Raw genomic sequence first — 25,709 nt, 5'->3', positions numbered from 1 at the left:
GCTGTATTCGGGTCCGCAGACGCGAAACTGCGGCAAACCGGGGTTCGTACTGAACGCTTCCGCGGATCAGCGGACCGTTCACCCGAATCGAGAAATCACGAACGGAACGGATCAGAGCCCGAATAATGTCTGAACGCATCTCCAGTATCGACGCAACGCGAATCGTTGCGATGGTCGGCGTCGTCGTCATACACACGAATCCGTTCGAGGGCCTCGGGACGTACGGTAATCTCGCTAACTTCCTGCTCGAATCTACCGCGCGGTTCGCAGTCCCGTTCTTCTTCATGGCGTCTGGGTATTTCTTCGCCCTCCAGATCGCTCGTAGCGATCCGACTACCCAGTTCCGCAAGCGAGTATCCAGGATCTCTTCGCTCTATTTGTTCGGGCTACTGCTCACGTTTCCGGTTTTCCTCGCGGGAACGGCCGTCCAGGCCAGCGTCGAAAATCGCGATATCGTAACCAGCGTCGTCCACGGGCTGACCGCGTTCGTATCACCGGTCGAACTCATTTACTACGGGACGTCCGTCTCCGAGATACTGTGGTTCTTCCCGGCGCTACTCTTTTCGTACCTGTTCATCTATCTCTGTACGAATCACGGTCTGGGCGCGTATCTGTTGCCGATTTCGCTCGGCTTTCATCTCGTTGGACTGCTCGGCTCGAGCTATACGATGTTCGTGGATATCCCGTTCGCGGTCAGAGACGGACTGTTCTTCGGGTTCTTCTACACGAGCCTCGGCTACGCCATCTACTCGTACGACTGGCAGCCGGACACCGATCGAAGCACGCTCTATCTGGGATTGACCATCCTCTTTGGCGCACTCCATATCGGTGAACGATACGTACTGGGCTACGTCATCACTGAAAGCACCGTTGCGGAGGGCGTCTATTGGTCGAGTTATACGGTCGGAACTGCGCTGGTTGCCGTCTCGCTGTTCGTCTTCCTCCTCTCTCGACCCGATCTCGGAACGTCCACTGCGGTACCGTCGTGGGGACGGAATTATGCCGTCGGTATTTACGTTGCACATCCGCCCGTGTTATACGTTCTCCAGAAAGGAGCTGAGGCGCTCAGTGCGAGCGGTTACGAGATCCAAAACACGATCAGCTGGCACCTCGTGTTGACGCCTGCAACCTTCTTTGGGGCCTTGCTCCTCTATCTGTCCGTTTCGAAACTGAGACCCGTTCCAGTCGGTGGGTTTTCCCTGCCGAGAGGAGACTGGATACAAGATAGATAGCGCTCGACCCCCGTACTGTTCCATCCGCGCTATCTGCGGGGTTCCGCTTTGCTGCGGTGTGATCGCCCCGAGACTGGCGTGTCGGAATCGATCGAACGCCGGTACGCGCAAGTCGCACGAGCCACAACAATCGATATGGTCGTTTTCGTTTATGGAACGCTGACCGAAGGGGACCGAGTCGCGACCGTCCTCGGGGACGACGCCGACTCCGAGTTCGTCGGTCGCGCAACGCTCGAGGGGCTCCACCGAGTCGACGGCCGATACCCCACGCTCGTTCCCGGCGGCAGCGTCGACGGACGACTGCTCGCGGTCGACGATGCGGGCCTCGAGCGACTCGACCGGTACGAGGGCGTCGAGGCCGAGCTGTACGTCCGCGTCGCGGTGCCGGTGACCGGCGCGGCCGGCACCGCCAGCGAGCGGTGCTGGGTGTACGTCGGTGAGCCGGACCAACTCGGTGTCGACGCGACGTGGCCGGGGGAGGGGGCGCTCCGCGACCGCGTTCGAACGCACGTTTCACGGAGCGATGCTGTGGTACGCAATCACGAATGACGTCCGTCTGTCCTCCGTCTGACGGGCCAGCTATCCCGCTCCCGTCTGCCGGTTTCACTTTCGCCGCGGGTGCATGAGATTTATATACTCCGGGTCCCCTTTTCCAGTCGCACGTCACACGCCGTGCATTCCCTGTATTCCCTGTCGTGCTGCTCTGTTGCAGCACATCCCTGTTTGGGTGACGGCGGCGGGCCCGACACGGCTCCCCCGGTCCCCGACAGTAATCCTTACACCTCGTCCCGAGTAGACGGGCGTATGCTCGAACACTCGGATATTCTCGAGGCGCGCGAGCGGGTACGAGAGACATCTCGACACACGCCCCTCGAGCACTCGCACACCTATTCGTCGATGACCGGAGCCGATATCCGCCTGAAACTGGAGAACTTCCAGCGAACGGGCGCGTTCAAGATTCGCGGCGCGACGAACCGAATCGCGACGCTCTCGGCGGCCCAGAAGGAAGCGGGCGTTGTGACGGCCAGCGCGGGCAACCACGCACAGGGGGTCGCGCTCGCGGCCACGCGATCGGGCGTCGACTCGAAGATCGTCATGCCCGAACACGCGCCGATCTCGAAGGTGAAGGCGACGAAGAGCTACGGCGCGGAGGTCGTCCTCTCCGGGCGGGACTACAACGAGGCCGCCGAACGCGCCCACGAACTCGAGCGCGAGGAGGACCGGACCTACGTCCACGCGTTCGACGACGAATACATCATGGCCGGCCAGGGGACGATCGGTCTCGAGATCCTCGAAGACTGTCCCGAGGTCGAGACGGTCGTCGTTCCGATCGGCGGCGGCGGTCTCATCAGCGGTATCGCGGTCGCGATCAAGGAGCAACAGCCCGATGTTCGCGTGATCGGGGTGCAGGCCGACGGCGCCTCGAGCGCCGCCGCGTCCCTCGCAAAGGGCGAGCGTGTCTCGATCGACGAGGTCGACACGATCGCGGACGGGATCGCGACCCGCAGTATCGGCGAGCAGACGTTTCCCTACATTCGGGAGTACGTCGACGAGGTCGTCACCGTCTCCGATCCCGAGATCGCCGTCGCGCTGGTCTACCTGCTCGAGCGTTCGAAGACCCTCGTCGAGGGCGCTGGCGCGGTCCCGCTCGCGGCGGTGCTGTTCGAGAAGTTCGACTACGCCGAGGACGAGGTCATCGTCCCTGCGCTCTGCGGCGGGAACATCGACCTCAACACGCTCGCCAACGTCATCGTCCGCGGACTGGTCGAGACCGGGCGCTATCTGAAGATCAAAACCGTCCTGAAAGACCGTCCCGGCGCGCTCGACGACCTGCTGGACATCTTCACCGAACAGCGCGTGAACATCTACGCTATCCACCACGACCACACCTCCCGTAACGTCGAGATGAGCGACACCGAAGTCGAACTCGAACTCGAGATGCGCGGTCCCGACCACGTCGACGAGTTCCTGTCCGCGCTTCGGGACGCGGGGTACGAGGTCGACGTGCTCGCCTGACCGGCATCACGGCTGGATCGCCTTGTTTCTACAAGTGCCGACTGAACGCTTTCCCGTGTCGCGTATCGTCGTCGCAGAGACCGGAACGGGGACGGGGACTTCGCCCGCTTTTAAGCCATCTCGGTGCGAGACTGTGAGCATGAAACGTATCATCGAAACCGACGACGCGCCGGCCGCGGTCGGTGCCTACAGTCAGGCGACCAGCGACGGCTCGCTGGTGTTCACCGCCGGTCAGATTCCAATGACGGCAGACGGTGACCTGCTCGACGGTGAGCCCATCGAGAACCAGACCGATCAGGCACTCTACAACCTCGATGCCGTCCTCGATGAAGCGGGAGCGTCCTCCGAAGACATCCTCAAAGTGACCGTCTTCCTCGAGGACATCGACGACTTCGAGGCGATGAACGAGGCCTACGCCGACTACTTCGACGACCAGCCGCCGGCCCGCAGTGCCGTCGAGGTCGCCGCGCTGCCGAAAGGCGTCGGCGTCGAAATCGAAGCTATCGCATCCGTCGAGGAAGCCGAGTGAATCCGGCGTGAGTGGCTATCCGTCCGGGACGATGGGGATCGATCCGCGAGCCAAGTCCGCGTTTCTCTGGGGGCTGGTCGGGCTCCTGTCGTTCCTGGTGCTCGTCCAGGGCTACGCCCTGCTCGCCGAACCGATCGTCACGATCGCACAGGCGCTGGCGATCGGAGCGCTGGTCGGCCTCGGAGCGGGGGTCGGAGCGTACCTGCTCGAGCCGCGACTCGCCGCGCGGGCGGCGCATCGCGACGACGAGTGACTGCGTCTCGTAACAGTTAAACAACGGACGCGGTTAGGATGACCTGAGCCAGGATGGCCGAATGGTAAGGCGCACGCCTGGAAAGCGTGTTCCCTTTGGGATTCAGGGTTCAAATCCCTGTCCTGGCGTTTCTGTCGCGAACAACGTCGTGAGCGACAGATACCCAACGAGGGGATTTGAATCAGGGAGGTCGCGCACAGCGAGCGAAGCGAGCGAGCACGTCCGACCGTGGTTCAAATCCCTGTCCTGGCGTATACTGTCTCTGTAAGTCAGTGAACAAATTCACCGTGCTGGTACGGTGAATTCGTGTAACCGTTACAGTGACAGTATATTCTGTCGCGAACAACGTCGTGAGCGACAGATACCCAACGAGGGGATTTGAACACGCGAGTCGCATGCGACAGAACGAAGTGCAGTCCTCGTTTCGTCACCACTCGAATCTGCGTTCCGACGTGGTTGCAATCCGCTTCGTCGTGACCGTGAATCGACACCTCGTGGTCCCGGGGGTCCGTCACAGGTGGAGTCCGATCGACATTCGACACCAGAAGACTTTCACGTGTGCTGCCGTGACCGACCGACAGATGCGACGAATACTGCTCGTCGTGACGCTGGCGGTACTCGTATCGATTGCCGGCTGTTCGGGGCTCGGCGGTGAAACGACCGATCCCTCCTCGGACGACGAGGAACCGCTCGACCCCTCGAGCGACGACAATAGCACTGTCGATTCCGACGATCCGATGACCAATGCGACGGACGCCAATCAGTCGATTCGAATCGAGGCGAACGAGTCGGTCGCCGGAAGCGAGTGGGAGTCGCTCACAGTGACCTATCCGCGCGAGAACTTCACCGTCGATAGCGCTCAGCACGGGGATATCCTGCTCGGTGCCGATACGACCGGTGACGGCACGGCCGATCGAACGTTCAACGAGACGCACGTGAGCGGCGTGAACAACAACGACTACTCGTTCACCGTTGAACTGGACACGGAGTACACGCTCGAGGCCGGCGACGTGATCGTCGCGGAGTATCCCGCGGTGGACAACCCCGCCGAACCGGGCGAGTACACGGTCGAGGTAACGCTCAACGAGGACCAGACCGCGAACGGAACCGTCGCGATCTCTGGCAACGAAACCGACTGAGACGGACGACTGCTAGTCAGGTCCGGCGTTCCCGCAACCCGTCTCAAGCAGGTGCGTCGAGACACAGTGACAGCAGACCGTCTGAGAGGGTCTCGAGCCGCGAGTGACGTACGATTCCGTACTGGAGAACGAGCGAGATACTCTCTCGAGCGGGCGATCACACGGTTTGGAAGGGTAGGGGTACGGGGAGAGCGCGTTACCGCTCGAGTTCGATCGGCGAATCGGTCGCGATCCAGCAGTCGGGGTCATCCGGATCTCTGAGTTCCAGATTGCCGCTCTGACACACCACCATTTCGTATTGATCCGTCATGCTGACCCCGCTGTCGACTCCATCGGGATCGGATATCGTAACGGGGCCCGTACCGGCCGCCCGAATCGGGGTAAGCGCTTCATACTACTGTGAGCGGACGTCTTCCGGACTGATATTTCGCGGCGCCGAGCGACAGTGAACGACTGGTCCGATCGCTACTGCACTGTCACAGCGGCAGTGACCGGACAACCCTTTGGTCTCGCGAGTCGACGATCGAGTATGTGCGGTCGCTACACGCTCGTCGTCGATGGGGACGACCTCGAGACCCGATTCGACGCCCGGTTTCGGGACTCGAGTTTTACCCCCCGATACAATATGGCTCCCGGTCAGGAGCTACCGGTGATCACGAACGAGGAGCCGGAGACGATTCAGCGCCTCGAGTGGGGGCTGGTTCCCTCGTGGGCCGACGACGATAGCGGCGGGCTGATCAACGCGCGGGCGGAGTCCGTCGACGAGAAGCCGAGTTTCCAGGCGGCATACGAGCGACGGAGATGTCTGGTTCCCGCGGACGGCTTCTACGAGTGGGTCGAGACGGACGACGGGACGCAGCCCCATCGCATCACCTTCGCGGACGACCGGGTGTTCGCGATGGCCGGCCTCTGGGAGCGCTGGGAACCGGAAACGACACAGACGGGGCTCGGCGCGTTTGGCGGCGGCGTCGACGACGAAACCGAGGCTGGTCCGCTCGAGACGTTCACGGTTATTACGACCGAGCCGAACGACCTCGTCGCGGACCTCCATCACCGGATGGCGGTGATCCTCGATCCCGCCGCCGAGCGGCGGTGGCTGGCAGGCGAGGATCCGCGGGAACTGCTCGAGCCGTCTCCGGCCGACGGGATGCGGGCGTACCCGGTGTCGACTGCGGTGAACGATCCGTCGACGGACGAGCCGTCGCTGGTCGACCCGCTCGAGTCCGCGTAGTCAGTCGATTCGGTCACAGATCAGTTCAGACGATACCAGCCCGTAGCACCCCGATTCCGGAGGGTCGGGAGGGGGTTTTCACGGCAGACAACAGTCGCAGGAGTCCTTCTCAGCTCAGTTCGTCGATGATCTCGCGCGTCGACCGTCGGACTGCCTCGTCGCTCGAGAGTCGGGGCTCCCAGCCCAGCGCCGACAGCTTCTCGATCGAGAGCCGCATCTTCGGCACGTCGCCGGTCCAGCCGCGTTCGCCGCCGGTGTACTCGCGTTCGGGATCGGCCCCCAGTTCCTCGGCGACGATGGTCGCGATCCGGTCGACCGAGGTTGTCGTGCGCGTGCCCAAATTGTACGTATTCATGGCGTCGTCGGCGTGTTCGACGGTGTGACAGATCGCGTCGAGACAGTCCTCGAGATGGAGGTAGGACTTCTCCTGTCGGCCGTCGCCGAGAATCGTCAAGTGCTCGGGGTCGTCCTGTAGCTTCTCGATGAAATCCGGGATCACCGCCCCGCGGAGGCGCGGCCCGACGACGTTCGCGAAGCGGACGTTCCAGACGGTGAGGTCGTGACTGTGGGCCCGCGCCGAGAGTAACCCCTCGTCGGCCAGCTTACTCGCTCCGTAGGCGCTGATCGGCTCGAGAGGCGCGTAGTCCTCGGGCGTCGGCCGCGGGGCCTCGCCGTAGACCGTCGAGGAGGAGGTGTAGGCAATCTCGGTCACGTCGGCGTCGGCCATCGCCTCGAGAATGTTGCGGGTCATCCGCGTGTTGTCGTCGAACTGGCCGTGGGGGCGGTCCGTGTCGACGTGTTTCGACGCCGCGAGGTGGAAGACGAGGTCGACGTCCTCGAGGTGGCCGGAAAGCGCGTCGGGGTCGGTGAGATCGGCCTCGAGGAACTCGGCGTCGTCGGGGACGCGGTCGCGGTCGCCGTTCGAGCAGTCGTCGACAGCGAGGACATCGGCGCCGTCCGCGAGGAGGCGCTCGGTGAGGTGGGAGCCGATGAAGCCGGCCCCGCCCGTGACGAGTATGTTTCGGCTCGAGAGTGACATGACCAGTGATTCACTGACTGGGAGGTAAGTAGTTGTGTTTCGCTCCAGGTACCGCCTTCGTGTGCAGCGATCGGCGTGGCCGTTTCGTCGGACGAGCCCCGCGTTCCGTGCGTGCTGGTGAAGCCAGCGCTCGACGGACAGGGCACGCGGCTCGAGGACAGCGAGGATACTCGGCCGGTTTCGAAGAGACCGACGATAACGGTGCCCGTCCGTCGCTATTCTTTTTGCAGCGACCTTCGTTTTCACTGGTGATGCGTTACTTCGAGGATATCAAGGTCGGAACGACCAGAGCGTTCGGTGAATACCACGTCACGAAGGAGGAGATCGTCGAGTTCGCCGAACAGTACGATCCACAGCCGTTTCACACCGACGAAGACGCTGCAACGGAGTCTGCGTTCGGTGAGTTAGTCGCATCGGGGTGGCACACCGCCGCGATATCGATGCGAATGCTGGTCGATAATTATCTCCAAGAGAACGCCGGAATGGGTGGCCGCGGGGCTGATGAACTCCGGTGGCGACGGCCGGTCAGGCCGGGCGATACACTGTCCGTTCGGGCAACGGTCGCAGGCAAACGCCGCTCAGAGAGTGAGCCACGCCGCGGATATGTAGAGAACGATATCGAGGTGGTGAATCAAACCGATGAGATCGTCCTCTCCTACACCGTCACCGGGATGATCGAGCGACGAGAGCACAGCAGCGAGTAGATGGGACAGTTTACACGCCGGTCGAGTACCGCAGGATCCCGGCGAAGCCGCCGAAGGCGTTGAGGAGCTGTTCGCCCTTCTCGAAGTCCGTCGAGATGAACTTGGTCTCGGTGCCGCGCTGTTCGGCGATATCGATGAGGTGGTCGATGGCGTCCTCGCGGTCCTCGTCGGTCGCCTCGACCTCGGTGCCACACTCGGTACAGGAGTGAGTCGGCGTCGACTTCCGGCGGTCGACGACCTCGCGCTCGGTGGTGCCACAGTCGGGACAGTCGTAGGTGATCACGTCCTTCCGGAGGTCCTCGCTGATCAGGAGGCGGTCGACCGACCCCATCATCAGGTTCCGCCGGGTCGGCTCGAAGCCGTAGGTCGCGAGGTCGCCGGCGTTGAGTTCCTTGAAGAACTCCTCCATCACCTTCTTGTCCTTCATCACCTCGGCGTCGGCGAGCGCGTCTTCGGCGTTGTCGACGAGGTCCTTCAGGCCGGATTCGTCGGTGTAGGCCACGTCGAACTTGCCCAGAACGGAGTCCTGCAGTTCGTGGTGAAGGTAGTCGCCGTCGAGGAATTCGTCTTTGGTGGGCGAGGGACCGCCGACGAGGATGCCGTCGATCTCGTGACGCTTGGGGACGAACAGGTCGTTGGCCATCCCCGCGACCTCCTGGTAGAAGTTGTCGATTGCCTCGAGGCGCAGGCGGGCGAATCGCTGGGCGGACTGGCCACCCTTTCGCTGCTTGCCGGGGACCAGCGAGGAGGCGGATTTGACCGGTTCGATGCGCTTGCCTTTCAGCCAACCCACGTTGGCCTCGCGGCGGTCGAGGACGATCAGACCGTAGAGGCCCTTGTCGGCGAGCATCTCCTCGAGCGGCTCGGTCAGGAAGTCCGAGTCGCAGTGATAGCGGAAGGACTCGATGGGCTGGGGCGGGCTCTCGAGGACTTTCGTGACCATATCGGTGCGACCGCCGCCGGAGTCGACGGCACCGGAGAAGAGCACGATGCCGTTGTCCGGTGGAAAGGTGTCGAAGTAGCGGAGTCGGTCTTTGATGCTCGTCAGCGCGTCCTGGACGGCCGTTCGGGTCTGCTTGGACTTGATGTTGGCCGCTTCGCTGTGTTCCTGCGTGACGTGCTGGACGACGTCACTGATCTGTCTGTCGTCGGGAATGTAGATCGTCACGAGCTGCGTGCCGGAACCGTCGTAGTCCTTGAGGTCCTCGATGACCTTCCGGAACTCGTACTTTTTCCGGTCCGAGTGCTCCTGCTCGCCCTCCTGGCTCATTACACGTATAAAACCGGGCTGTGGGTAAGAATCCTTTGACACACCTGCCGACGTGGGATCGCTTCCCGAGCGATGGCGAGAGTACTGGCCGCCTGCGAGTGGTCGTCACAGACCCCGTCGACGTGGGTCAGTAACTGAGTCAAAGCGGAACGCGCGGGACACTGTCGCTGACGTGATTCCCCGCTGTAACGACGCGGGAGGTGTGGTCACGATTTAAGGTGGTGCCGTTCTAGGGTCCGGACAGTATCCGAGTATGTCTCATGAGACGGTCTACGCCATCGCGAGCGGGAAAGGCGGCGTCGGGAAGACGACGACGACGGTCAACCTCGGTACGGCCCTCGCAGAGGCCGGCCAGCGCGTCGCCATCGTCGACGTCGATCTCGGCATGGCGAATCTCGCCGGATTCGTCAGCCTCACCCCCGACTCGACCACCCTTCACGACGTGTTAGCCGGAGCTGTATCGATCGACGACGCCACCTACCGACTCGCGGACAACATCGTCGCCGTCCCGAGCGGAACCAGCCTCGACGAGTACGCCGAAACCTCTCCCGAGGGGCTGCACGATGTCGTCGAGGAACTGCGATCCCAGTTCGATTACGTCTTTCTCGACGTCGGGGCCGGCATCAGCCACGAGACCGTCCTCCCCCTGGGACTGGCCGATGCCGTCATCCTCGTCTCGACGCCCGAACCCGCGGCCGTTCACGACACGAAAAAGACGATCGAGCTGACCGACCGCGCGGGCGGCGAGGTTGCCGGCCTCGTCCTCACTCGCACCCGGCCGGACGGCGACGTCTCCCACGACGAACTTGCCGACCGCCTCGAGGTGCCCCTCCTTGGGACGATTCCCGAGGATCCCGCGGCTCGTGACAGCGTCTACGCCGGGACGCCGCTGGTCGTCTTCGAGCCCGACGGGCCCGCCGCCGTCGCGTACCGCCGCCTCGCGGCCGATCTGACCGGGATCGAGATCGACATCCCGGAGCCCGACCGCGACGGTGACGGGGATGCCGCGTCCACCGACGCCGAACGACCGGCGGCCGAACCGAACGCGGACGGTGGTGGCGATGCGGGCGGCGATGACGATGCGGGCGGCGATGACGATGCGGGCGGCGATGACGATGCGGGCGGCGATGACGATGCGGGCGGCGATGACGATGCGGGCGGCGATGACGATGCGGGCGGCGATGACGATGCGAGCGGCGGTGGCGATGCGGACGGCGGTGACGATGCGGGCGATACCGGCGAGCGCGAGGCGGCACACGACGACGTCTCGAGTGCGATCACGGAAGCTGAATCGGACCCAAGATGAACGATCGCCCCCGTCGTGCACACGGTTTCCGGCGGTAGGCACCGCCTGAACCGTTGATCCCCGCTCGAACCCACTATTCATCCCGCCGTTTTGCCGATCGGGCGGGATTCTGTCGGCGGGGGGTGGAATAGTGATACTCCGACAGCATGCAATGAATTATGTGGCGTCTGACCGGTCGGTATTGTCGTCGGTATCGATGTAGAGAACCGCTACGAGCCGCTTTCCGTCCATCATCGAGTCGAAACGGCGGCATTTCAGCGTCCGAGATAGTAACGAACTGATTACTAATCATGGCGGTTCTCGATGCCTCGCCCATGGAGCGACGAAAAATCCTCCTCGGCAGTGGCGCAGCACTCGCAACCATGCTCGCGGGTTGTTCGAGCGACGAAACCGGCGACGAGTCCGACCCGAACGACGACAACGACGAGTCACTCGGAGATGACGGAAGCGACGGAAGCGACGGAAGCGACGGAAGCGACGGGTCTGACGACACCGACGGCACCGACAAACCCGACGTCCCCGGTCTCGATCCGGACAAGCTGAAGATCGACAGCGAGAAGGTCTCGATCAAGGACGTCAACAAAGACGGCGACCAAGTCGATATCGTCGCGACGACGACGACCACCGACCCGGACGTCCTGATGGCCGAGATCGAGTCGCTCGCCGACGACATCACTCGCGCGATCTCCGACCCGGAGGCGTTCGCGGCCGCGATCAACAGCGTCACCTGGGTGCTCGAGAAGGACGGAGCCAAGGTGCTGTCGTTCTACGTCGACGTGCAGTGGGCGCTCGCGTTCATAAACGACGAGATAGACGAAGACGAACTCGTCGATCGTGTCCTCGATACCGTCGACGAGATGCAGTAGCGGTCCTGTTGTGATCGCCCGGTGACCTCTCGTTCTTTCGGAACCCGACTGACCGCAGAGCTGTGCGTATCGCCGAATCGCGATCCTACATCGAGCGCGGTGCGGCCACACCCAGAATCGACAGCGCGTTGGCGACCGCGTGTTTCGAGGCGGCGACCAGCGCGAGTCGCGCCTCGCGAATCTCGGGATCGACGTCGTCGGCCAGCACTGGACACTCCCGGTAGAAGCCGTTGAATCGGTCGGCGAACTCGCGAGTGTAGGTCGCAATCTGGTGGGGCTCGAGGTCGTCGGCAGCCTCGTCGACGACCGCCGGGAACCGCGCGATCGTCTCGAGGAGGTCCCGTTCGGCCTCGGTCTCGAGCAGATCGGCGTCGACGGCGGTCTCGACGTCGGCCATGCCGGTCTCGGGATCGATTCCCGCTTCCTCGAGGATACCACAACAGCGCGCGTGAACGTACTGGACGTAGGGCGCAGACTGGGCCTCGAAGTCCAGCGCGCGGTCCCACTCGAACGTGATCGCCTTCGTCGGTTGCTTGGAGACGATGTCGTAGCGGACTGCGCCGATCCCGACCTGATGGGCGATGCGCTCGATATCCTCATCGTCCAGATCGTCGTCGCGGATGCGGTCGTCGAGGCGGTCCTCGACCTCCCCGCGGGCGCGGTCGATCGCCTCGTCGAGCAGGTCGTCCAGATCGACGCCGGTGCCCCGTCGCGTGCTCATCTTCCCCTCGGGAAGGTTGACGTACGAGTAGAGCACCTGTCGGAGCTGGTCGGTCTCGTTGCCCAGTAACTCGAGGGTCGTCCGAACCTGCTTCGCCTGTAGCTTGTGGTCCTCGCCCAGCACCGTCACCGCGCGGTCGTACTCGTCGAACTTCCACTCGTGGTGGGCCAGGTCCCGGGTCGCATAGAGCGAGGTGCCGTCCGCGCGCAGGAAGACGAGGTTCTTGTCGATGCCGTGGTCCTCGAGCTCGAGCTGCCAGGCGTCTTCCTCATAGACCGATTCGTCGAGTTCCTTGAGCCGGGCGACGAGGTCGTCGGTCGCGCCGTTTCGCATGAACCGCGTCTCCTTGACGAACTCGTCGAACTCGGCCGGCAGGCGCGCGAGACACTCCGTCATGCCGCCGAGCACCTGATCGACGACCTCGCTGACTCGCTCGTAGGCCTCGTCGTCGCCCGCCTCGAGGCCCTGCATGATCGACTCGATCTCGGCTTCGGCCGCTTCGACTTCCGCGTCGGACGCGTTCTCGAGGTAGGCGTTCCCCTTGCGGTAGTAGCGCACGAGGTCGTACTCGATGCGGTCGCGCTCGGGCTCGTCCTCGAGGTCGTCCTCGTCGAACGTCTCGTAGGCCCAGGCGAAGACGGCCATCTGCCGGCCGGCGTCGTTGACGTAGTAGTGGCGGTCGACGTCGTAGCCGGCGTACTCGAGCAGATTACAGACGGCGTCGCCGATGATCGGGTTCCGGGCGCGGCCGACGTGGACCGGTCCGGTCGGGTTCGCGCTGGTGTGCTCGACGACGACCGACTCCTCGCGATCCGGCAGATTACCGTAGGTGTCGCCGGTCGCCGTCTCGAGCGTCTCGGCGAAGTAGGCGTCGCTCGGCAGGAAGTTGAGGTAGGGACCCTGCGTCTGCACGGCCGAAACGTAGGTCAGGTCGTCGGCGTCGATCTCGTCGGCGACCTGTCCGGCGACCTGCGGCGGCGGTGCGCCGGCCTCGCCGGCCAGTCGAAACGCCACGCTCGAGGCGAGGACGCTCTCGACGTCGTCCGGCGGCTCTTCGATCCCCAGATCGTCCGTGGGAAAGTCCAGCGTCGAGAGCGCCCCCTCGAGGGCGTCTTCGACCTCCGCGCGTAGGGAGAGGAACATACCCGCCCGTATTCAGGGCTCGAGTAAAGGAATGTCGGGTTCTGTCTCGGCGCGTCGCCTCGCCGAGCCGAGCCGACCGGGAACCGGAACGGGAACGCGGTCAGTCTACCGTTCGATCGTTGAACGACAGCTCGCGGTCGGAGATGTCGAGTCGTCTCGAGCCGTCCGGGAGTTCGGCCTGGACCTTCTCGATTAGGAGGTCGATCGCCATCCGGTTCGCGCCCTCGGGAATGATCACGTCGGCCCGTTTCTTCGTCGGCGCGACGAATCGCTCGTGCATCGGTTTGACCGTCTCGAGGGACTGATCGATGACGCCCTCGAGGTCGCGCCCGCGCTCGATGACGTCGCGTTCGATCCGGCGCAGAATGCGGACGTCCGCGTCGGTCAGCATGTATACCCGCAGGTCGAGGAAATCGCGGATTTCCTCATCGTGGAGCGCGAGGATCCCCTCGAGGACGATGATCTCGGAGGGCTCGACGGTGACGCGCTCGTCGGTGCGGTTGTGCACCTCGAAGTCGTACTGGGGCATTTCGATCGACTGACCCGACAGCAGGGTCTCGAGTTGCTCCCGGAGCAGTTCCCACTCGAACGCGGCGGGATGATCGTAGTTGACTCCCCGACGTTCCTCGAGCGCGAGGTGCGAGAGATCTTCATAGTATAGTAACAACTGCAACGATTTACACACTGATCGCACAGCCGTCGTGCGATCAGGTGTGCAGTGACTTGCAGTGGCGACTATAGTTGTCGATCGGGATCCGCGTGACCGCCTCGCCGACGGTTTCGGCGACCGTGCGTGCGACCGTCGTTTTTCCGGCTCCCGTGTCGCCGGCGATTCCCATGGCGAACGACGGTGTGCTCATCGTCCGGATCTGGATCGGTCCGCTAATGAATCCCTTGATCCCGCGTCGCCTCGATTCGACGGAATCCTTCCCCGAGTGCCAGCGCTCACTCGAACGGGGCGGCGGCCTCGCGGAACCGCTCCTCGTGGACCGGGCGAAAGCTCTCGCTCGAGGCGTCGAACTCGCTCGGCGTCCAGAACCGGGCGTCCGTGGCGTCGCTGCCGGCCGCCGGCACCCCCTCGGCGTCGACCCGATCGGCCACGTAGTGGACCGTCACGACGTGTTTGCCCTCCCGGGGCGGCATCGCCGATGCAGCGAGGATCTCGAGGTCATCGGTATCGACGACGATGCCGGTCTCCTCTGCGAGTTCGCGGGCGGCTGCCTCTGCGGGTTCCTCGCCGATCTCCACGTGGCCGCCGGGGATCGTCCATTCGCCGACGCCCGGGGGGACGCCGCGCTCGACGCAGAGGACGGTGGGCTCCGGACCGGATCGGTCGACGACAGCGACGCCGGCACAGGGAACCGGGTTGTGCCAGACGATCGCCTCGCAGGTCGAACACCGCATGCGCTCGCGATCGTCGAACGTGGTCGACTCGAGACGGGTTCCGCAATCGGGACAGAACGTCGGCGGTCGACTGACCATCTACGGGGGTCTCGGAACCGAACGGTCAAAGGGTTTTCAGTCCGCTTCCCGTCAGCGGAACGACGACGTCCGCGTCGTCGTCGAGCACGCCGGCCTCGCGGTACTGCTCGAGGGCCGCCGGGGCGACCGCACAGGTTGGCTCCACGTAGAATCCGTTGCGGTGGAGTCGGTCCAGCGCGGTCTCGATCCGGTCCCCACCGATCGCGATTACGTCACCGTTAGTCTCCTCGATCGCCTCGAGGATCTCGGTGCCGCGGGCCGGTTCGGTGATCTGAATCCCATCGGCGATAGTCGTCCCGTCGCCGTCCTCGTCGGTCGTGTCGCCGCCGAGTGCCGCGACGATGGGTGCGTAGCCGGCCGCCTGCGCCCCGAGTAGGCGGGGCATTCCGTCGACGATTCCGGCCTCGTTCAGCAGGCTGAAGCCGCGGTACGCACCGAGGAAGAGCGTCCCGTGGCCGATGGGAAGGACGACGGCGTCGGGAACGGTCCATCCCTGCTGGGCGGCCACCTCGAACGCGAACGTCATGGTTCCGGCGTAGAACGCGGGGTTCCACGCGTGGCTGGCGTACCATCCCTCGCCAGTCTGGTGGGGTGCGTCGCTGTCGCCGGCCGAGACGGCATCACCGTTCGAGCGGCCTTCGACGGCCCTGAGGCAGGCCGCGGTGACGTCTTCTCGCGTTCCCTCGATACGAACGGGGCGCGCGTCGGCCCGCTGGATCGCCATCAGCTTCGACTGTTTGACGTCCGCCGGAACGTAGATGTCCGCCTCGAGGCCCGCGCGGGCCGCGTAGGTCGCGATCGATGCACCCGCGTTCCCGGAGGAGTCCTCGATGACCTTCTCGACGCCGAGTTCGACCGCCCGCGAGAGGGTCGTCGTCGCGCCGCGGTCCTTGAACGACCCCGTCGGAAACACGTACTCGAGTTTGAACTGTGCGTCCCACTCGGGGGCGTCGACCATCGGCGTGAACCCCTCGTAGAACGTGACGTGCTGCTCGATCGGGAGGAACTCGAAGAAGGTCCACAGCCCCTCGCTCGTGTCCAAACTGTGCAGCGGGAGCGGATCGCCGTTCGGGTGGGGTCGTTCGGTGAACTCGAGGCCGCGGCCACACGCACAGCGCCACGGTTCGTCGGGGCCGGCGTCGTAGCGAGTGCCACAGTCGGGACATGTGAGCTCGGCTGGCATGGTTAGATGGTGTCGATGTCGGTTCCGACCGAGCAGACGTATTCGCCGGTCGCGACCTGCGGGAGGCGACGGATCCGCCAGAGGATGCCGTTGCTGTTGGCGGTGACGGTCGACTTCGGCTCGCCGAACGGCGTCGTCACCTCGAACAGCGTCTCGCCGCTTGCGACCCGTTCGCCCAACTTCTTTTGGAGGTCGACGAGGCCGCCGCCGGGAGCGCCGTACTGCTCGAAGCCGCTGGCACGCACCTGGCGCTCCACGTCCGCGTCCTCCTCGAGGTAGCCGTAGTACCGAAGGACGTTGAAGACGCCCTCGACCCCCTTCCGAATGCTCTCTTCGTCCCAGCCGACGGCACCGCCGAGTTCGGGGTCGACGGTCGGGATCCCTTCGTTCGGCGCGGTGCGGGCCAACTGGCCATCCGGTCCCTTCTGGTCGAGGATGTGCCCGCAACCGAAGACTCTCGCGAGTTCGAGACACTCGTCGTAGAGGCGGTGTCGCGTTCCACAGCGGACCCGGACCTCGTCGAGCATCCGGCTGGTCGACCCCTGGTGAAGGTCGAGGATCATGTCCGCTCGGGTCGCGACGTCGAACGTCGCGGCAGCGATCCGCTCGCTCGAGGTTCCGTTCTCGTTGCCGGGATAGGCCCGGTTCATCTTCGTATCGTCGATCGGGTTACGGTGTTCGGCCACCTGAAACGCGTGGTAGTTGACGATCCCGACGATCAAGATCGTGCCCGAGAGTTCGGCGGGATCGAGCCGGGGCACGAGGCGCTGGATCACGCCGATGCCGTTGAGTTCGTCGCCGTCACTGACAGCCTGTACGTAGAGCGTGTTTCCGGAAGTCGCGCCGTTGAGTACGGCGACTGGGAGCCCGAACGGGCTCCCGTCTCGCGTCTCGCCGACCTCGAGACGGCCCGTATCCATCTCGCCGGGCCCCGCGCTCGCGGTTCCGAGCGTCGTCGTCATATGTTCCTCACGATGGAGCCGTTCGCCTTTAGACTATCCTTTGATCTCGATTGGCGGGCACCCACTGTGAGGGCGGCGACGCAACCGATTTTCAGGACGAACGCGCACTCGAGCGTCGATCATCCGGTGAGAACAGCCCGGAGCGCGAACCGGAGGTTCTCCCGCCGTTCCATAGCTCGACGGTAGAAGTAGGACTTCCAGCGCTCGCCGTAGGGGACGTACTGCCAGACATCGTACTCCTCGGCCAACTCGTACTGGGCGGTCTCGCGGACGCCCATCAGCATCTGTACCTCGAACGCGGTGCCGGAGCGCTCGTGGAGCGCCGTCGCGTACTCGAGCATCGCCGGATCGTGACTCCCCACCGCGATCCCGCCGTCGTAGTGGTCGAACGCGTACTCGAGCAGGGTCCTGTACTCCTGATCGATCCGCTCCCCGTCCGCGTATGCGACGTCGGCCGGCGGATCGTACGCGCCCTTGACGAACCTGACCTTCCCGGGAACGTCGGCGAGGCGGCGCACGTCCGCTCGAGTCCGCCTGAGGTTCGCCTGGACGCAGACACCGACGCCCCCTCCCTGCTCGCGAGCGACCGTCTCGAACGCATCCAGGGTCGCGTCGGTTGTCGTGTGGTCTTCCATGTCGATCCAGACGAAGACGCCGCGCTCGGCCGCCGCGTCGACGATCGCCGTGAGCTCGGAGTGGAAGACGTCCTCGCCGATATCCAAGCCGAGTTGCGATGGCTTGACTGAAATGCAGGCCTCGAGCCTCGAGCCGGCGATATCGGCGACGAGTCGGCGGTACTCGGCGGCGTCGGCCGCGACGGGATCGCGCTCGTCGTAGTGTTCGCCAAGCAGATTGACGATGGCCTTTACGTCGCGCTCGTTGAGTTGACGGACGTGCTCGAGCGCTTCCGCAGGAGAGTCCCCCGCGACGAATCGGTTCGCGATGGGCGGGATCATAGTAGAGAGTCTGGTAGCGACGCGTAAGGGTGTTCCTCCGTTTCTCGACGCATTTCGACGAGGTTGTATGGGTCGTTCGAGGGAGAGAGACATCGTTCCGACGGGAGCCGATCCGTTCCCCGTCTCTACGCGGCGTCGTCAGGTTCATCGACGGAGAGTTTGTGGCCCGTTTCTCGACCGTGTTCCCGAATCACTTCCGCGGATTTTTCCCCGTCCTTCGTCACTTCCGTCGAAAAGTTACACTCGTCACACACGATACGAACGGTTCGAACGTCTTGCTCGGGGGCCATTATACGCAGCTCTCGAGTGATTCGTCCTGCTGGTCGCGTCTCGTTCGGAGCGACGGCTCGGTTCCGCCTGTCGTGAGTGTGGTATCTTCGGTCATCTGCCTCAGGTGGGACACGCTCCACTGCAGTGCGTTCCGCGCGGCCGCGACGGAGAGAACGAGGGACGTTCTGCGATAGAACGGGCGTCCGGTTGGAGCGACTCCGTCATCGTCGGGGCGAAACACACAAGCTGAATCGTTGTTCCGTCTGATGGGGAGGGACACCGGGCTATTAAATTTGCGCATATGTTAAACAAAACGACAATTCTCCGGTGAGGGAGGCGTCTTCCCTCCGGAGCGACGACTCGAGATCAGTCGTCGGACGACGGAATCGTCTCGGACGAGGGACTCGCGGTCCACACTCATCCGCCGTGGCCGGGATAGTCCCGCTCGAACCGGTCCTCGATTTCCGCCTCGTCGAACTGTACGATCACCGGTCGACCGTGCGGACAGGAGTAGGGATTCTCGCAGTCGTCGAGTGCGGACAGCAGGTCGACGACCGAGCCCTCCGTCAGCGAGGTGTTCCCCGTGATCGACGGATAACAGGCCAGATCCCCGAGGAACTCGTCGGCCAGCGCGTCGACGGTCTCGGCGCCCGCCTCGCGGTCGCCCGCGACGAACGACGCGAGGACGTCCCGTAACCGATCCGGCTCGAGCGTCGCCTCGAGCACCGCGGGCACGGTCGTCACCGCGACCGTCCGATCGTCCACTCGGTCGGCGTAAAAACCCAGCCGCGAGAGCGCCTCTCGGTAGTGCTCGAACGCCTCGGCCTCGGCGGCCGTCAACTCGAGTTCCACGGGCTCTGCGAGCGCCTGCGCGGTCGGATCGTCGGCGAAGGCCGCCTGCAGCCGCTCGTAGTTGACCCGCTCGTCAGCAGCGTGCTGGTCGATCAGGACGAGTCCGTCGGCCGTCTCGCAGACCAGATAGGTGTCGCTGAGCTGGCCGAGTAGTCGCAGCGACGGCAGCGACTCGAACGCGGATCGCTCCCCCGTTGCGGCCTCGCCGGCAAGTGTCCGCTGTTCGGTCGCGGCGGCGAATTTACGTTCGGCGTCGGACTCGGCGTGGCGGCCTCGTTCCGTCCTCGAGCCGTTCTCCGTCTCCGTCGAGCCGCTCTCTGTCGAGCCAGCCGACCCGTCGCCGTCCGCGTCGGAGACCGGATCCGTGCTCGATTCCGTCACGTCCGTTGCAGCTGTTGTGCCCGTCGCGTCCGTTGTATCTGTGTCATCCGTCGCGTTCGGTGCTGGTTCGTTCCGCGGCGTTGCCGTCGGTCGACTGGCCGCCGACGAGCCGCCCTCGGGCGGTGACTGCGGATCGGTCCCCGACTCCGCGCTCGGAGTCGCGGACGCGTCGGTCGACGGCGCGTCGCCCGTCGCAGCGTCCGTCCGTTCGGTAGCCGAGTCCACGGAGTCGTTCCCGCCGTCGCTCGAGCCGTTGGACGGCCTCGCAGCCTCGGTAGCGCGCTCGAGCGTGGCGGTCTCGTGGCCCTCCGAATCGGGTTCGGTCCCGCGGTCGCCGCCGGGTTCGACCCGCGCCTCGCCCGGCGCAGACCGACCGCGGGGCGCACCGGATCGAAGCAGGCCGTGCTCGAGCAACGCCGACTCCACGGCGGCGTCGACCTGTCGGCGGACCGCGTCATCGTCGTCGAAGCGCACCTCCCGCTTTCTGGGGTGGACGTTCACGTCGACCGCGTCGCCGGGCACCGCCAGAAAGAGGGTGACGAAGGGGTAGCGGTCGCCGCCCAATTGCGTGCCGTAGGCGCCCATAATCCCCTCGCGGACGGCGTCGGCGGTCACCGCCCGGCCGTTGACGTACGTCGCGAGGTAGTCCCGACTCGAGCGGTTCGTTTCGGGGTGGGAGACGAGGCCGGAGACCGATTCCAGGGGTCCCGGGGGAAGCTCGTCGCCGCCGGCCTCGACGGGGATCATCGACGAGGCGACCTCGCGGCCATAGACCGAGAGGACGGCGGCCTGGAGGTCGCCCTGTCCCGTCGTCGAGAACACCTCGCGGCCGTCGTGGGTTAGCGTGACCGCCACGTCCGGGTTCGCGAGCGCATAGCGCGTGACGACGCGGTTGACGTGGGCGAACTCCGTCGCGGTCGTCTTGAGGAACTTTCTGCGAGCGGGCGTGTTATAAAAGAGATCCTCGATTTCGACCGTCGTTCCCGCCGGACAGCCCGTCGGCTCGACCGAGACGACATCCCCGCCCTCGTAGGCGAGTTCCGTCCCCGCACCGTCCGCCCCGCGGGGTCGCGACCGGATGGTCACTCTCGAGACCGAGCCGATCGTGTGCAGCGCCTCGCCCCGGAAGCCGAGCGTGGCGACGCCCGACTCGAGGTCCTCGAGCCCGTCGATCTTGCTCGTCGTGTGCTCGCGGACCGCCGCGCGAACGTCCGCCTCGGACATACCCGCTCCGTCGTCGGCGACGCGAATCAGCTCCGTGCCGCCCTCCTCGACGGTGACGTCGACGCTCGAGGCGTCGGCGTCGAGACTGTTCTCGACGAGTTCCTTGACGGCGCTGGCGGGGCGCTCGACGACCTCGCCGGCGGCGATGCGGGCGACGGTGTCCTCGTCTAACTGGTGGATGTCGGTGTCGTCCTTGGGGTGGGTACTCTCGTCACTCATGATACTGTGGCGTCGGCGCGGTGATCGGCTCCGACGCGTCCGCTGTGTTGGATACTGTAGAGACGGCGGCTGGTTAGGTCTTCCGTCCCGTGTGTCACCGCCGAGACTCGAGCGCGTCGGCAGGGTTCGAGTCCGCCGTCAGTCCTCGAGCCCGAGGTCCTGCGACATCGAATTCCCAGCGCGCGGCACGCCTTTCACCGTCACCGTCTCGCCGTTCATGAACGAGGCGGCGGGACTCGAGAGGAACTGGGCGACATCGGCGATCTCCTCGGCGTGACCGATGCGGCGGTCGGCTTTCTCGCGGGACGGCATGTCTTCGCTGTCGATACCGAGCGTGTCGGCGACGCCGGGCGTCTGGATGAGTCCCGGGGCGATACAGTTGACGCGGATGCCGTCCTCGGCCCACTCGACCGCGAGCGTCTCGGTCAGCCGGATAATCGCCGCCTTCGACGCGCCGTAGTGGCTCTCGCCGGGGGCCGCGTGCTGGCCGTTCACGCTCGAGAGGTTGATGATGACACCGCCGTCGCCCTCGCGCATGACTTCCCCCGCGAGCTGCGTGCAGTGGACCGTGCTATTCAGATTGAGGTCGACGATGGTCTGCCAGCCGTTCGCGGAGATGTCCTCGAACGGCGCAACGAACTCCCCGCCGGCGTTGTTGACGAGGATGTCGATGTCGCCGAACTCGTCGACCGTCTCGTCGACCAGATTCTGGACCTGATCACGCTCGCGAACGTTACACTCGACGGCCAGCGCGTCGCCAGCGTCCGCGGCCTCGGTGATCCCCTCAGCGACCGGGCCGACGCGGTCTATCGAGCGCGAACAGATCGCGACGTTCGCGCCGTTCGCTGCCAGCGTCTCCGCGATCGACTGTCCAATTCCCTGGCTTGCGCCGGTGACGATGGCGGTCTTCCCTGCCACGTCGAAGTCTGCTTCGTGCATCATGGTAACGGCTGTCCTATCGGCTCAAAACGGTTCCGATGGCGCTCGAGTAACAGCGTTTCCGCGATCGACTGACCATTGTTCCACACGTCTTCCGATCGGAAACCGGAATCCGCGCCGACCCGATGGATAACAGAATCTATAGCCGGCCTGCGCCGAGAGTTCGGATCGAAAATGTCGTGGTATCTCCTATTCGTCGCGGGTCTGTTCGAAATCTGCTGGGCGGTCGGTCTCCAGTACTCCGACGGACTCTCGAAACCGGTGCCCACTTTTGGCACCGTCGTCGCCCTCGGAATCAGTATAGTGTTACTGGCACAGGCTGTCGAAGACCTCCCCCTGGGCACGGCCTACGCGGTCTGGACGGGTATCGGGGCCGTCGGAACGGCCTCGCTCGGAATCGTCCTGTTCGACGAACCGGCCACCCTCGCCCGGATCGCGTTCATCGGCGTCATCGTCGTCGGAATCGTCGGTCTTCACCTCGTCTCCGGCGGTCACTGACTCGAGACTGCCTGTTGCCTTCACACCGATCACCGGGCCACACGCACTGGCTGCTCTCCCGCTCACTCCTCGAGTCGCTCCTGTAGCTCCTGGACTTTCGAGACGAGTTCGATCGGCGGCGTCGTGTTCACGTCGATCGACTCGAGGTCCTCGAGGACGGCTTCGGTGTCGGGATCGATCGGTCGGGTGTCGGAGTTGGCATCGAGCGATTCGGTGTCGGAGTCGCCCGCCGACGATCCGGCGTCGGAATCGGGGTCCATCGGACCGCCGTCTGTCGATGCCGCCTGTGCCTGCGCACGGCCCGGCTCTCCTTGCGTCTGCATCGTTCCGCTCCCCAGATCGAAGACCGCTTGCACGGGATCGCTCGAGGCCCCGCCTTTTGCCTCGATAGCCTTCTCCTCGCGCAGTCGCTCGAGGACGTCTCTCGAGCGGTCGACGACGGGGTCGGGAACACCGGCGAGGTCGGCGACGTGAATGCCATAGGAGCGGTCGGTCGGGCCGTCGCGGACGGTCCGGAGGAAGGTCACCTCGCCGTCGCGTTCGTCCGCCGCGACGTGGACGTTGGCGACGCGGGGGAGGTTCTCCGCGAGTCCGGTCAGTTCGTGGTAGTGGGTCGCAAAGAGGGTCTTCGCTTTGACCTCGTTGTGGAGGTACTCCGTCGCGGCCCACGCAATCGAGATGCCGTCGTACGTCGCGGTGCCCCGTCCGACCTCGTCCAGGATGACCAGTGACTCCTCGGTCGCCGTGTGAAGGATGTTCGAGAGCTCGCTCATTTCGACCATGAACGTCGACCGGCCCTGTGCGAGTTCGTCCAGCGCGCCGACCCGGGTGAAGATGCCGTCGACCAGCCCGATCTCGGCCTCCTTCGCCGGAACGAAGCTGCCAATCTGGGCCAGCAGGACGATGCAGGCGACCTGGCGCATGTACGTCGACTTGCCCGACATGTTGGGCCCGGTCACCACGAGGAAGCCCCTGTCCTCGTCGAGTCGGACGTTGTTCGGGACGAACTCCGTCGTCTGCTCGACGACTGGGTGTCGGCCCTGCTCGAGCGTGAGGCGGTCGCCCTGGTGCAACTCCGGCTGAATCCAGCGGTTCTCGGCCGCGTGAGTCGCCAGACTCGCGAGCGCGTCGACCGTCGCCAGCGCCCGTCCCACGTCCTGTAGCAGTTCGGCCCGCGCGGCCACCTGCTCGCGGAGTTCCTCGAAGAGTTCGTACTCGAGGTCGCCGCGTCGCTCCTCGAGTCGGAGTATTTCGCGTTCCTTCTCCTCGAGTTCGTCGGTCGTAAAGCGCTTCGAGTTCTTCAGCGTCTTGATCTCCTCGTAGTGATCCGGGACGCCGTCGGCGGCCGACTTGCCCACCTGAATGTAGTAGCCGTCGGTCTTGTTCCGGTCGACGGTCACGTGGCTCAGGCCGTACTGTCCCTTCTCGCGGTCGGCGAGCGTGTCGAGCCACTCCTTGATCGCCTCGTGGCGCTCGATTACCTCGTCGAGCTCGTCGTCGTACCCACACTGGAGGAGTTCCCCCTGGGTCACCGTCGACGGCGGCTCGTCGGCGATGGCTTCCTCGAGGGTCTCCCGCAGCTCCCGCGCGGCGTCGCGATCCGGGCGGTCGACGATCTCCGAGAGGGGCGAGTCGGCCAAATCCGGATTCGATGCGATGGCGTCGGCCAGCGCGGGCAGGACCGCGAGCGTCTCCTGAACCGCGAGCAAATCTCGCGCGTCCGCACTCCCGTGGGTGGCCTTCGAGGCGAGGCGGGCCAGATCGTAGGCCTTGCCCAGCGTCTCCTGTACCTCGTCGCGGGCCAGCGCCGCCGTCGAGAGCGCGGCCACGCTCTCCTGTCGTCGCTCGAGGGTCTCGAGCGAGCGCCGGGGCCGCTGGAGCCACTCCTTGAGCAGGCGGCCGCCGGCGCTGGTCTCGGTGTGGTCGATCGTCGCGAACAGCGACCCGTCGCGCTTCCCTTGCATGGTTTCGGTTAGCTCGAGGTTGCGCTGCGTGGTCGCGTCCAGCGTGACGTGGTCGTCGCCGTGGTGGGCCTGAATGCGGGTCATCGAGGCGAGCACACCCGCGCCGGTCTCCTCGACGTAGGAGAGGATCGCGCCGGCCGCCGCGACGGTCGGAGTCGCGACCGACAGCCGGTCGACGGTTTCGGTGCCGAACTGCTCGCGAACCGTGTGGTCCGCCCGCTTCGGCGCGAACGCCTCGGTTTCGTGGATGGTCAGCGTGGCATCGGTCCGGTCGCGGACGGTGTTCAGCAGTTCGTCGTCGGCTCGCGCGTCGGGTCCCGGCAGCACCTCGACCGGATCGAAGCGGTACAGCTCCGTCAGCGCGTCGTCGACGTCGGTGGCGTCCGCGACGAGGAATCGACCGGTCGTCACGTCGGCGAAGGCGAGGCCGTAGCCCGAATCGGTCGTCGAACTGCCACTCGAGTCGCCGGCGCTCCCGCTGCCGTCGACGACCGCCGCGAGATACTGGGCGTCGGCGTCGCTGGTCTCGAGCAGGGTGCCGGGGGTCACGACGCGGACGATTTCCCGTGCGTGGCCGGAGTCGGTCTCGTACTGATCGGCGACGGCGACGCGGTAGCCGCGTTCGACGAGGGCCTTGAGGTAGGGCGTCAGATCGTCGATCGGCACGCCGGCCATGGGGTACGACGAGCCGTGGGAGGACTTCTGGGAGACTTTGAGGTCGAGCTCCTCGCTGACGATCTCGGCGTCCTCGCCGAAGAACTCGTAGAAATCGCCACACTGCATCGTCAGTATTTCGGCGTCGGTCTCCTCTTTCAACGAGAAGAACTCTCCGACGATCCCCGTCGCCTCGGTCATATCCGGAGACTGTCCTTCCATCGCAAAAACCCTGCGGGATCCGCAGTGAAAGTGGTCGGGTCGCGACCGATCACATAGTCTCGTAGAGAGAGCGTGACCTCGAGAACGAATGGCTCACCGAAATACGCCGGATCACTGTCTCGGAAACGTCGGCCGGAGGCCGACGCCGAATCCATCCGGTGTGGTGGACGTGGTAGGTGGGTGATCGGAATCGTCGGGTGGATTCGGCCACGGTGGAACGATATCCGATCTGTAGCGAGGGGGCGGTGATGTCTCGGGAAATTCGGACGGTTCGGCTGGCAACGACTGGATCCGCTCCGCCTCGCCACACAGGCTCTTCGGGGCTGCTATGTATATTTATTGAGCAGTTAAAGCGATACCGGCGGGTACAACGAGTGTGTCGGCCCGGACCGCTCGGCCGCGTGCAGCGACGATCGATCCGCGGACTGAACCAAATGAGGGGAGGGCCCACACA

General features: G+C 64.8%; 22 protein-coding genes, 1 tRNA gene and 1 pseudogene. 12 read left to right on the top strand and 12 right to left on the bottom strand.

Translation table 11 applies throughout. The features are described from left to right. Positions 1 to 125: 125 nt before the first annotated feature. From ACEWFR_RS07560 to ACEWFR_RS07525, 8 genes are all read left to right on the top strand, one after another. The gene (locus tag ACEWFR_RS07560; protein WP_374060448.1) at positions 126 to 1,232 is read left to right on the top strand and encodes an acyltransferase; all 1,107 of its coding nucleotides are present in this window, start codon (positions 126 to 128) and stop codon (positions 1,230 to 1,232) included. Positions 1,233 to 1,367: 135 nt separating this feature from the next. Next, a complete protein-coding gene (locus ACEWFR_RS07555; protein WP_374060447.1) occupies positions 1,368 to 1,781 on the top strand; it encodes a gamma-glutamylcyclotransferase in 414 nt (137 codons plus the stop codon). A 255-nt stretch (positions 1,782 to 2,036) separates the two neighbouring features. Beyond that, on the top strand, positions 2,037 to 3,248 hold the full coding sequence (gene ilvA / locus ACEWFR_RS07550) for a threonine ammonia-lyase (protein WP_374060446.1): 1,212 nt from the start codon (positions 2,037 to 2,039) through the stop codon (positions 3,246 to 3,248). Positions 3,249 to 3,387: 139 nt separating this feature from the next. Beyond that, positions 3,388 to 3,777, top strand: a complete 390-nt coding sequence (locus ACEWFR_RS07545) for a Rid family detoxifying hydrolase (protein WP_374060445.1) — start codon at positions 3,388 to 3,390, stop codon at positions 3,775 to 3,777. Positions 3,778 to 3,784: 7 nt separating this feature from the next. Beyond that, positions 3,785 to 4,030 carry a hypothetical protein gene (locus ACEWFR_RS07540; protein ID WP_374060444.1) on the top strand — a complete coding sequence of 82 codons (246 nt, stop codon included), beginning with the start codon at positions 3,785 to 3,787 and terminating at the stop codon, positions 4,028 to 4,030. A 47-nt stretch (positions 4,031 to 4,077) separates the two neighbouring features. Continuing rightward, positions 4,078 to 4,158, top strand: a tRNA-Ser gene (locus ACEWFR_RS07535). A gap of 453 nt (positions 4,159 to 4,611) precedes the next feature. Then, the gene (locus ACEWFR_RS07530) at positions 4,612 to 5,169 is read left to right on the top strand and encodes a hypothetical protein (RefSeq protein WP_374060443.1); all 558 of its coding nucleotides are present in this window, start codon (positions 4,612 to 4,614) and stop codon (positions 5,167 to 5,169) included. 529 nt (positions 5,170 to 5,698) lie between these two features. Then, the gene (locus ACEWFR_RS07525) at positions 5,699 to 6,400 is read left to right on the top strand and encodes an SOS response-associated peptidase (protein ID WP_374060442.1); all 702 of its coding nucleotides are present in this window, start codon (positions 5,699 to 5,701) and stop codon (positions 6,398 to 6,400) included. 109 nt (positions 6,401 to 6,509) lie between these two features. On the opposite strand, the gene ACEWFR_RS07520 is transcribed toward ACEWFR_RS07525, so the two are convergent. Further along, entirely contained in the window at positions 6,510 to 7,439 is a 930-nt protein-coding gene (locus ACEWFR_RS07520) for an NAD-dependent epimerase/dehydratase family protein (protein WP_374060441.1), read from the bottom strand. 251 nt (positions 7,440 to 7,690) lie between these two features. Between ACEWFR_RS07520 and ACEWFR_RS07515 the strand changes: the two genes are divergently transcribed. Next, a complete protein-coding gene (locus tag ACEWFR_RS07515; protein ID WP_374060440.1) occupies positions 7,691 to 8,143 on the top strand; it encodes a MaoC family dehydratase in 453 nt (150 codons plus the stop codon). A 10-nt stretch (positions 8,144 to 8,153) separates the two neighbouring features. Here the strand turns inward: ACEWFR_RS07515 and prf1 are convergent, their stop codons facing one another. Continuing rightward, positions 8,154 to 9,413 carry a peptide chain release factor aRF-1 gene (gene prf1, locus ACEWFR_RS07510; protein ID WP_374060439.1) on the bottom strand — a complete coding sequence of 420 codons (1,260 nt, stop codon included), beginning with the start codon at positions 9,411 to 9,413 and terminating at the stop codon, positions 8,154 to 8,156. Between the two features lie 253 nt (positions 9,414 to 9,666). On the opposite strand from prf1, the gene minD reads away from it, so the two are divergent. Both minD and ACEWFR_RS07500 read left to right on the top strand, forming a co-directional pair. Continuing rightward, entirely contained in the window at positions 9,667 to 10,719 is a 1,053-nt protein-coding gene (gene minD, locus ACEWFR_RS07505; protein ID WP_374060438.1) for a cell division ATPase MinD, read from the top strand. Between the two features lie 314 nt (positions 10,720 to 11,033). Beyond that, positions 11,034 to 11,585 carry a hypothetical protein gene (locus tag ACEWFR_RS07500; RefSeq protein WP_374060437.1) on the top strand — a complete coding sequence of 184 codons (552 nt, stop codon included), beginning with the start codon at positions 11,034 to 11,036 and terminating at the stop codon, positions 11,583 to 11,585. A gap of 85 nt (positions 11,586 to 11,670) precedes the next feature. Here the strand turns inward: ACEWFR_RS07500 and argS are convergent, their stop codons facing one another. The 9 genes and pseudogenes from argS to ACEWFR_RS07455 all read right to left on the bottom strand — a co-directional run bounded on the left by argS (position 11,671) and on the right by ACEWFR_RS07455 (position 21,917). Further along, positions 11,671 to 13,449, bottom strand: coding sequence for an arginine--tRNA ligase (gene argS, locus ACEWFR_RS07495; RefSeq protein WP_374060436.1), 1,779 nt, complete (start codon positions 13,447 to 13,449; stop codon positions 11,671 to 11,673). Between the two features lie 100 nt (positions 13,450 to 13,549). Then, positions 13,550 to 14,309, bottom strand: a pseudogene (gene udk / locus ACEWFR_RS07490) (uridine kinase). Positions 14,310 to 14,394: 85 nt separating this feature from the next. Further along, positions 14,395 to 14,931, bottom strand: coding sequence for an NUDIX domain-containing protein (locus ACEWFR_RS07485; protein WP_374060435.1), 537 nt, complete (start codon positions 14,929 to 14,931; stop codon positions 14,395 to 14,397). Between the two features lie 25 nt (positions 14,932 to 14,956). Then, positions 14,957 to 16,114 carry a threonine synthase gene (locus ACEWFR_RS07480; RefSeq protein WP_374060434.1) on the bottom strand — a complete coding sequence of 386 codons (1,158 nt, stop codon included), beginning with the start codon at positions 16,112 to 16,114 and terminating at the stop codon, positions 14,957 to 14,959. Between the two features lie 2 nt (positions 16,115 to 16,116). Beyond that, complete coding sequence (locus ACEWFR_RS07475; RefSeq protein WP_374060433.1) at positions 16,117 to 17,076, bottom strand: succinylglutamate desuccinylase/aspartoacylase family protein; 960 nt, start codon at positions 17,074 to 17,076, stop codon at positions 16,117 to 16,119. A 119-nt stretch (positions 17,077 to 17,195) separates the two neighbouring features. Continuing rightward, on the bottom strand, positions 17,196 to 18,032 hold the full coding sequence (locus ACEWFR_RS07470; RefSeq protein ID WP_374060432.1) for a proline dehydrogenase family protein: 837 nt from the start codon (positions 18,030 to 18,032) through the stop codon (positions 17,196 to 17,198). A 125-nt stretch (positions 18,033 to 18,157) separates the two neighbouring features. Further along, positions 18,158 to 18,322, bottom strand: a complete 165-nt coding sequence (locus ACEWFR_RS07465) for a hypothetical protein (RefSeq protein WP_374060431.1) — start codon at positions 18,320 to 18,322, stop codon at positions 18,158 to 18,160. A 397-nt stretch (positions 18,323 to 18,719) separates the two neighbouring features. Then, a complete protein-coding gene (gene mutL, locus ACEWFR_RS07460; RefSeq protein WP_374060430.1) occupies positions 18,720 to 20,978 on the bottom strand; it encodes a DNA mismatch repair endonuclease MutL in 2,259 nt (752 codons plus the stop codon). Positions 20,979 to 21,116: 138 nt separating this feature from the next. Continuing rightward, the gene (locus ACEWFR_RS07455) at positions 21,117 to 21,917 is read right to left on the bottom strand and encodes an SDR family NAD(P)-dependent oxidoreductase (RefSeq protein WP_374060429.1); all 801 of its coding nucleotides are present in this window, start codon (positions 21,915 to 21,917) and stop codon (positions 21,117 to 21,119) included. A gap of 174 nt (positions 21,918 to 22,091) precedes the next feature. Between ACEWFR_RS07455 and ACEWFR_RS07450 the strand changes: the two genes are divergently transcribed. Further along, positions 22,092 to 22,415, top strand: coding sequence for a multidrug efflux SMR transporter (locus tag ACEWFR_RS07450; RefSeq protein ID WP_374060428.1), 324 nt, complete (start codon positions 22,092 to 22,094; stop codon positions 22,413 to 22,415). A 62-nt stretch (positions 22,416 to 22,477) separates the two neighbouring features. Here the strand turns inward: ACEWFR_RS07450 and mutS are convergent, their stop codons facing one another. Further along, a complete protein-coding gene (gene mutS, locus ACEWFR_RS07445; RefSeq protein ID WP_374060427.1) occupies positions 22,478 to 25,234 on the bottom strand; it encodes a DNA mismatch repair protein MutS in 2,757 nt (918 codons plus the stop codon). Between the last annotated feature and the right edge of the window lie 475 nt (positions 25,235 to 25,709).

The organism is Natrinema sp. H-ect4, from assembly GCF_041894845.1.
GTDB lineage: Archaea > Halobacteriota > Halobacteria > Halobacteriales > Natrialbaceae > Natrinema.
This window is presented reverse-complemented; position numbering and strand designations above follow the sequence as displayed.

Excerpts from the sequence above, each read along its gene's own strand:
- ACEWFR_RS07500 (WP_374060437.1), top strand. The coding sequence starts at position 11,034 with ATGGAGCGACGAAAAATCCTCCTCGGCAGTGGCGCAGCACTCGCAACC.
- ACEWFR_RS07560 (WP_374060448.1), top strand. The coding sequence starts at position 126 with ATGTCTGAACGCATCTCCAGTATCGACGCAACGCGAATCGTTGCGATG.
- argS (WP_374060436.1), bottom strand. The coding sequence starts at position 13,449 with ATGTTCCTCTCCCTACGCGCGGAGGTCGAAGACGCCCTCGAGGGGGCG.
- ACEWFR_RS07455 (WP_374060429.1), bottom strand. The coding sequence starts at position 21,917 with ATGCACGAAGCAGACTTCGACGTGGCAGGGAAGACCGCCATCGTCACC.
- ACEWFR_RS07555 (WP_374060447.1), top strand. The coding sequence starts at position 1,368 with ATGGTCGTTTTCGTTTATGGAACGCTGACCGAAGGGGACCGAGTCGCG.
- ACEWFR_RS07475 (WP_374060433.1), bottom strand. The coding sequence starts at position 17,076 with ATGACGACGACGCTCGGAACCGCGAGCGCGGGGCCCGGCGAGATGGAT.
- ilvA (WP_374060446.1), top strand. The coding sequence starts at position 2,037 with ATGCTCGAACACTCGGATATTCTCGAGGCGCGCGAGCGGGTACGAGAG.
- ACEWFR_RS07545 (WP_374060445.1), top strand. The coding sequence starts at position 3,388 with ATGAAACGTATCATCGAAACCGACGACGCGCCGGCCGCGGTCGGTGCC.
- prf1 (WP_374060439.1), bottom strand. The coding sequence starts at position 9,413 with ATGAGCCAGGAGGGCGAGCAGGAGCACTCGGACCGGAAAAAGTACGAG.
- ACEWFR_RS07470 (WP_374060432.1), bottom strand. The coding sequence starts at position 18,032 with ATGATCCCGCCCATCGCGAACCGATTCGTCGCGGGGGACTCTCCTGCG.
- ACEWFR_RS07485 (WP_374060435.1), bottom strand. The coding sequence starts at position 14,931 with ATGGTCAGTCGACCGCCGACGTTCTGTCCCGATTGCGGAACCCGTCTC.
- ACEWFR_RS07515 (WP_374060440.1), top strand. The coding sequence starts at position 7,691 with ATGCGTTACTTCGAGGATATCAAGGTCGGAACGACCAGAGCGTTCGGT.
- minD (WP_374060438.1), top strand. The coding sequence starts at position 9,667 with ATGTCTCATGAGACGGTCTACGCCATCGCGAGCGGGAAAGGCGGCGTC.
- ACEWFR_RS07525 (WP_374060442.1), top strand. The coding sequence starts at position 5,699 with ATGTGCGGTCGCTACACGCTCGTCGTCGATGGGGACGACCTCGAGACC.
- mutL (WP_374060430.1), bottom strand. The coding sequence starts at position 20,978 with ATGAGTGACGAGAGTACCCACCCCAAGGACGACACCGACATCCACCAG.
- ACEWFR_RS07450 (WP_374060428.1), top strand. The coding sequence starts at position 22,092 with ATGTCGTGGTATCTCCTATTCGTCGCGGGTCTGTTCGAAATCTGCTGG.
- mutS (WP_374060427.1), bottom strand. The coding sequence starts at position 25,234 with ATGACCGAGGCGACGGGGATCGTCGGAGAGTTCTTCTCGTTGAAAGAG.
- ACEWFR_RS07465 (WP_374060431.1), bottom strand. The coding sequence starts at position 18,322 with ATGGCCCCCGAGCAAGACGTTCGAACCGTTCGTATCGTGTGTGACGAG.
- ACEWFR_RS07530 (WP_374060443.1), top strand. The coding sequence starts at position 4,612 with ATGCGACGAATACTGCTCGTCGTGACGCTGGCGGTACTCGTATCGATT.
- ACEWFR_RS07520 (WP_374060441.1), bottom strand. The coding sequence starts at position 7,439 with ATGTCACTCTCGAGCCGAAACATACTCGTCACGGGCGGGGCCGGCTTC.
- ACEWFR_RS07480 (WP_374060434.1), bottom strand. The coding sequence starts at position 16,114 with ATGCCAGCCGAGCTCACATGTCCCGACTGTGGCACTCGCTACGACGCC.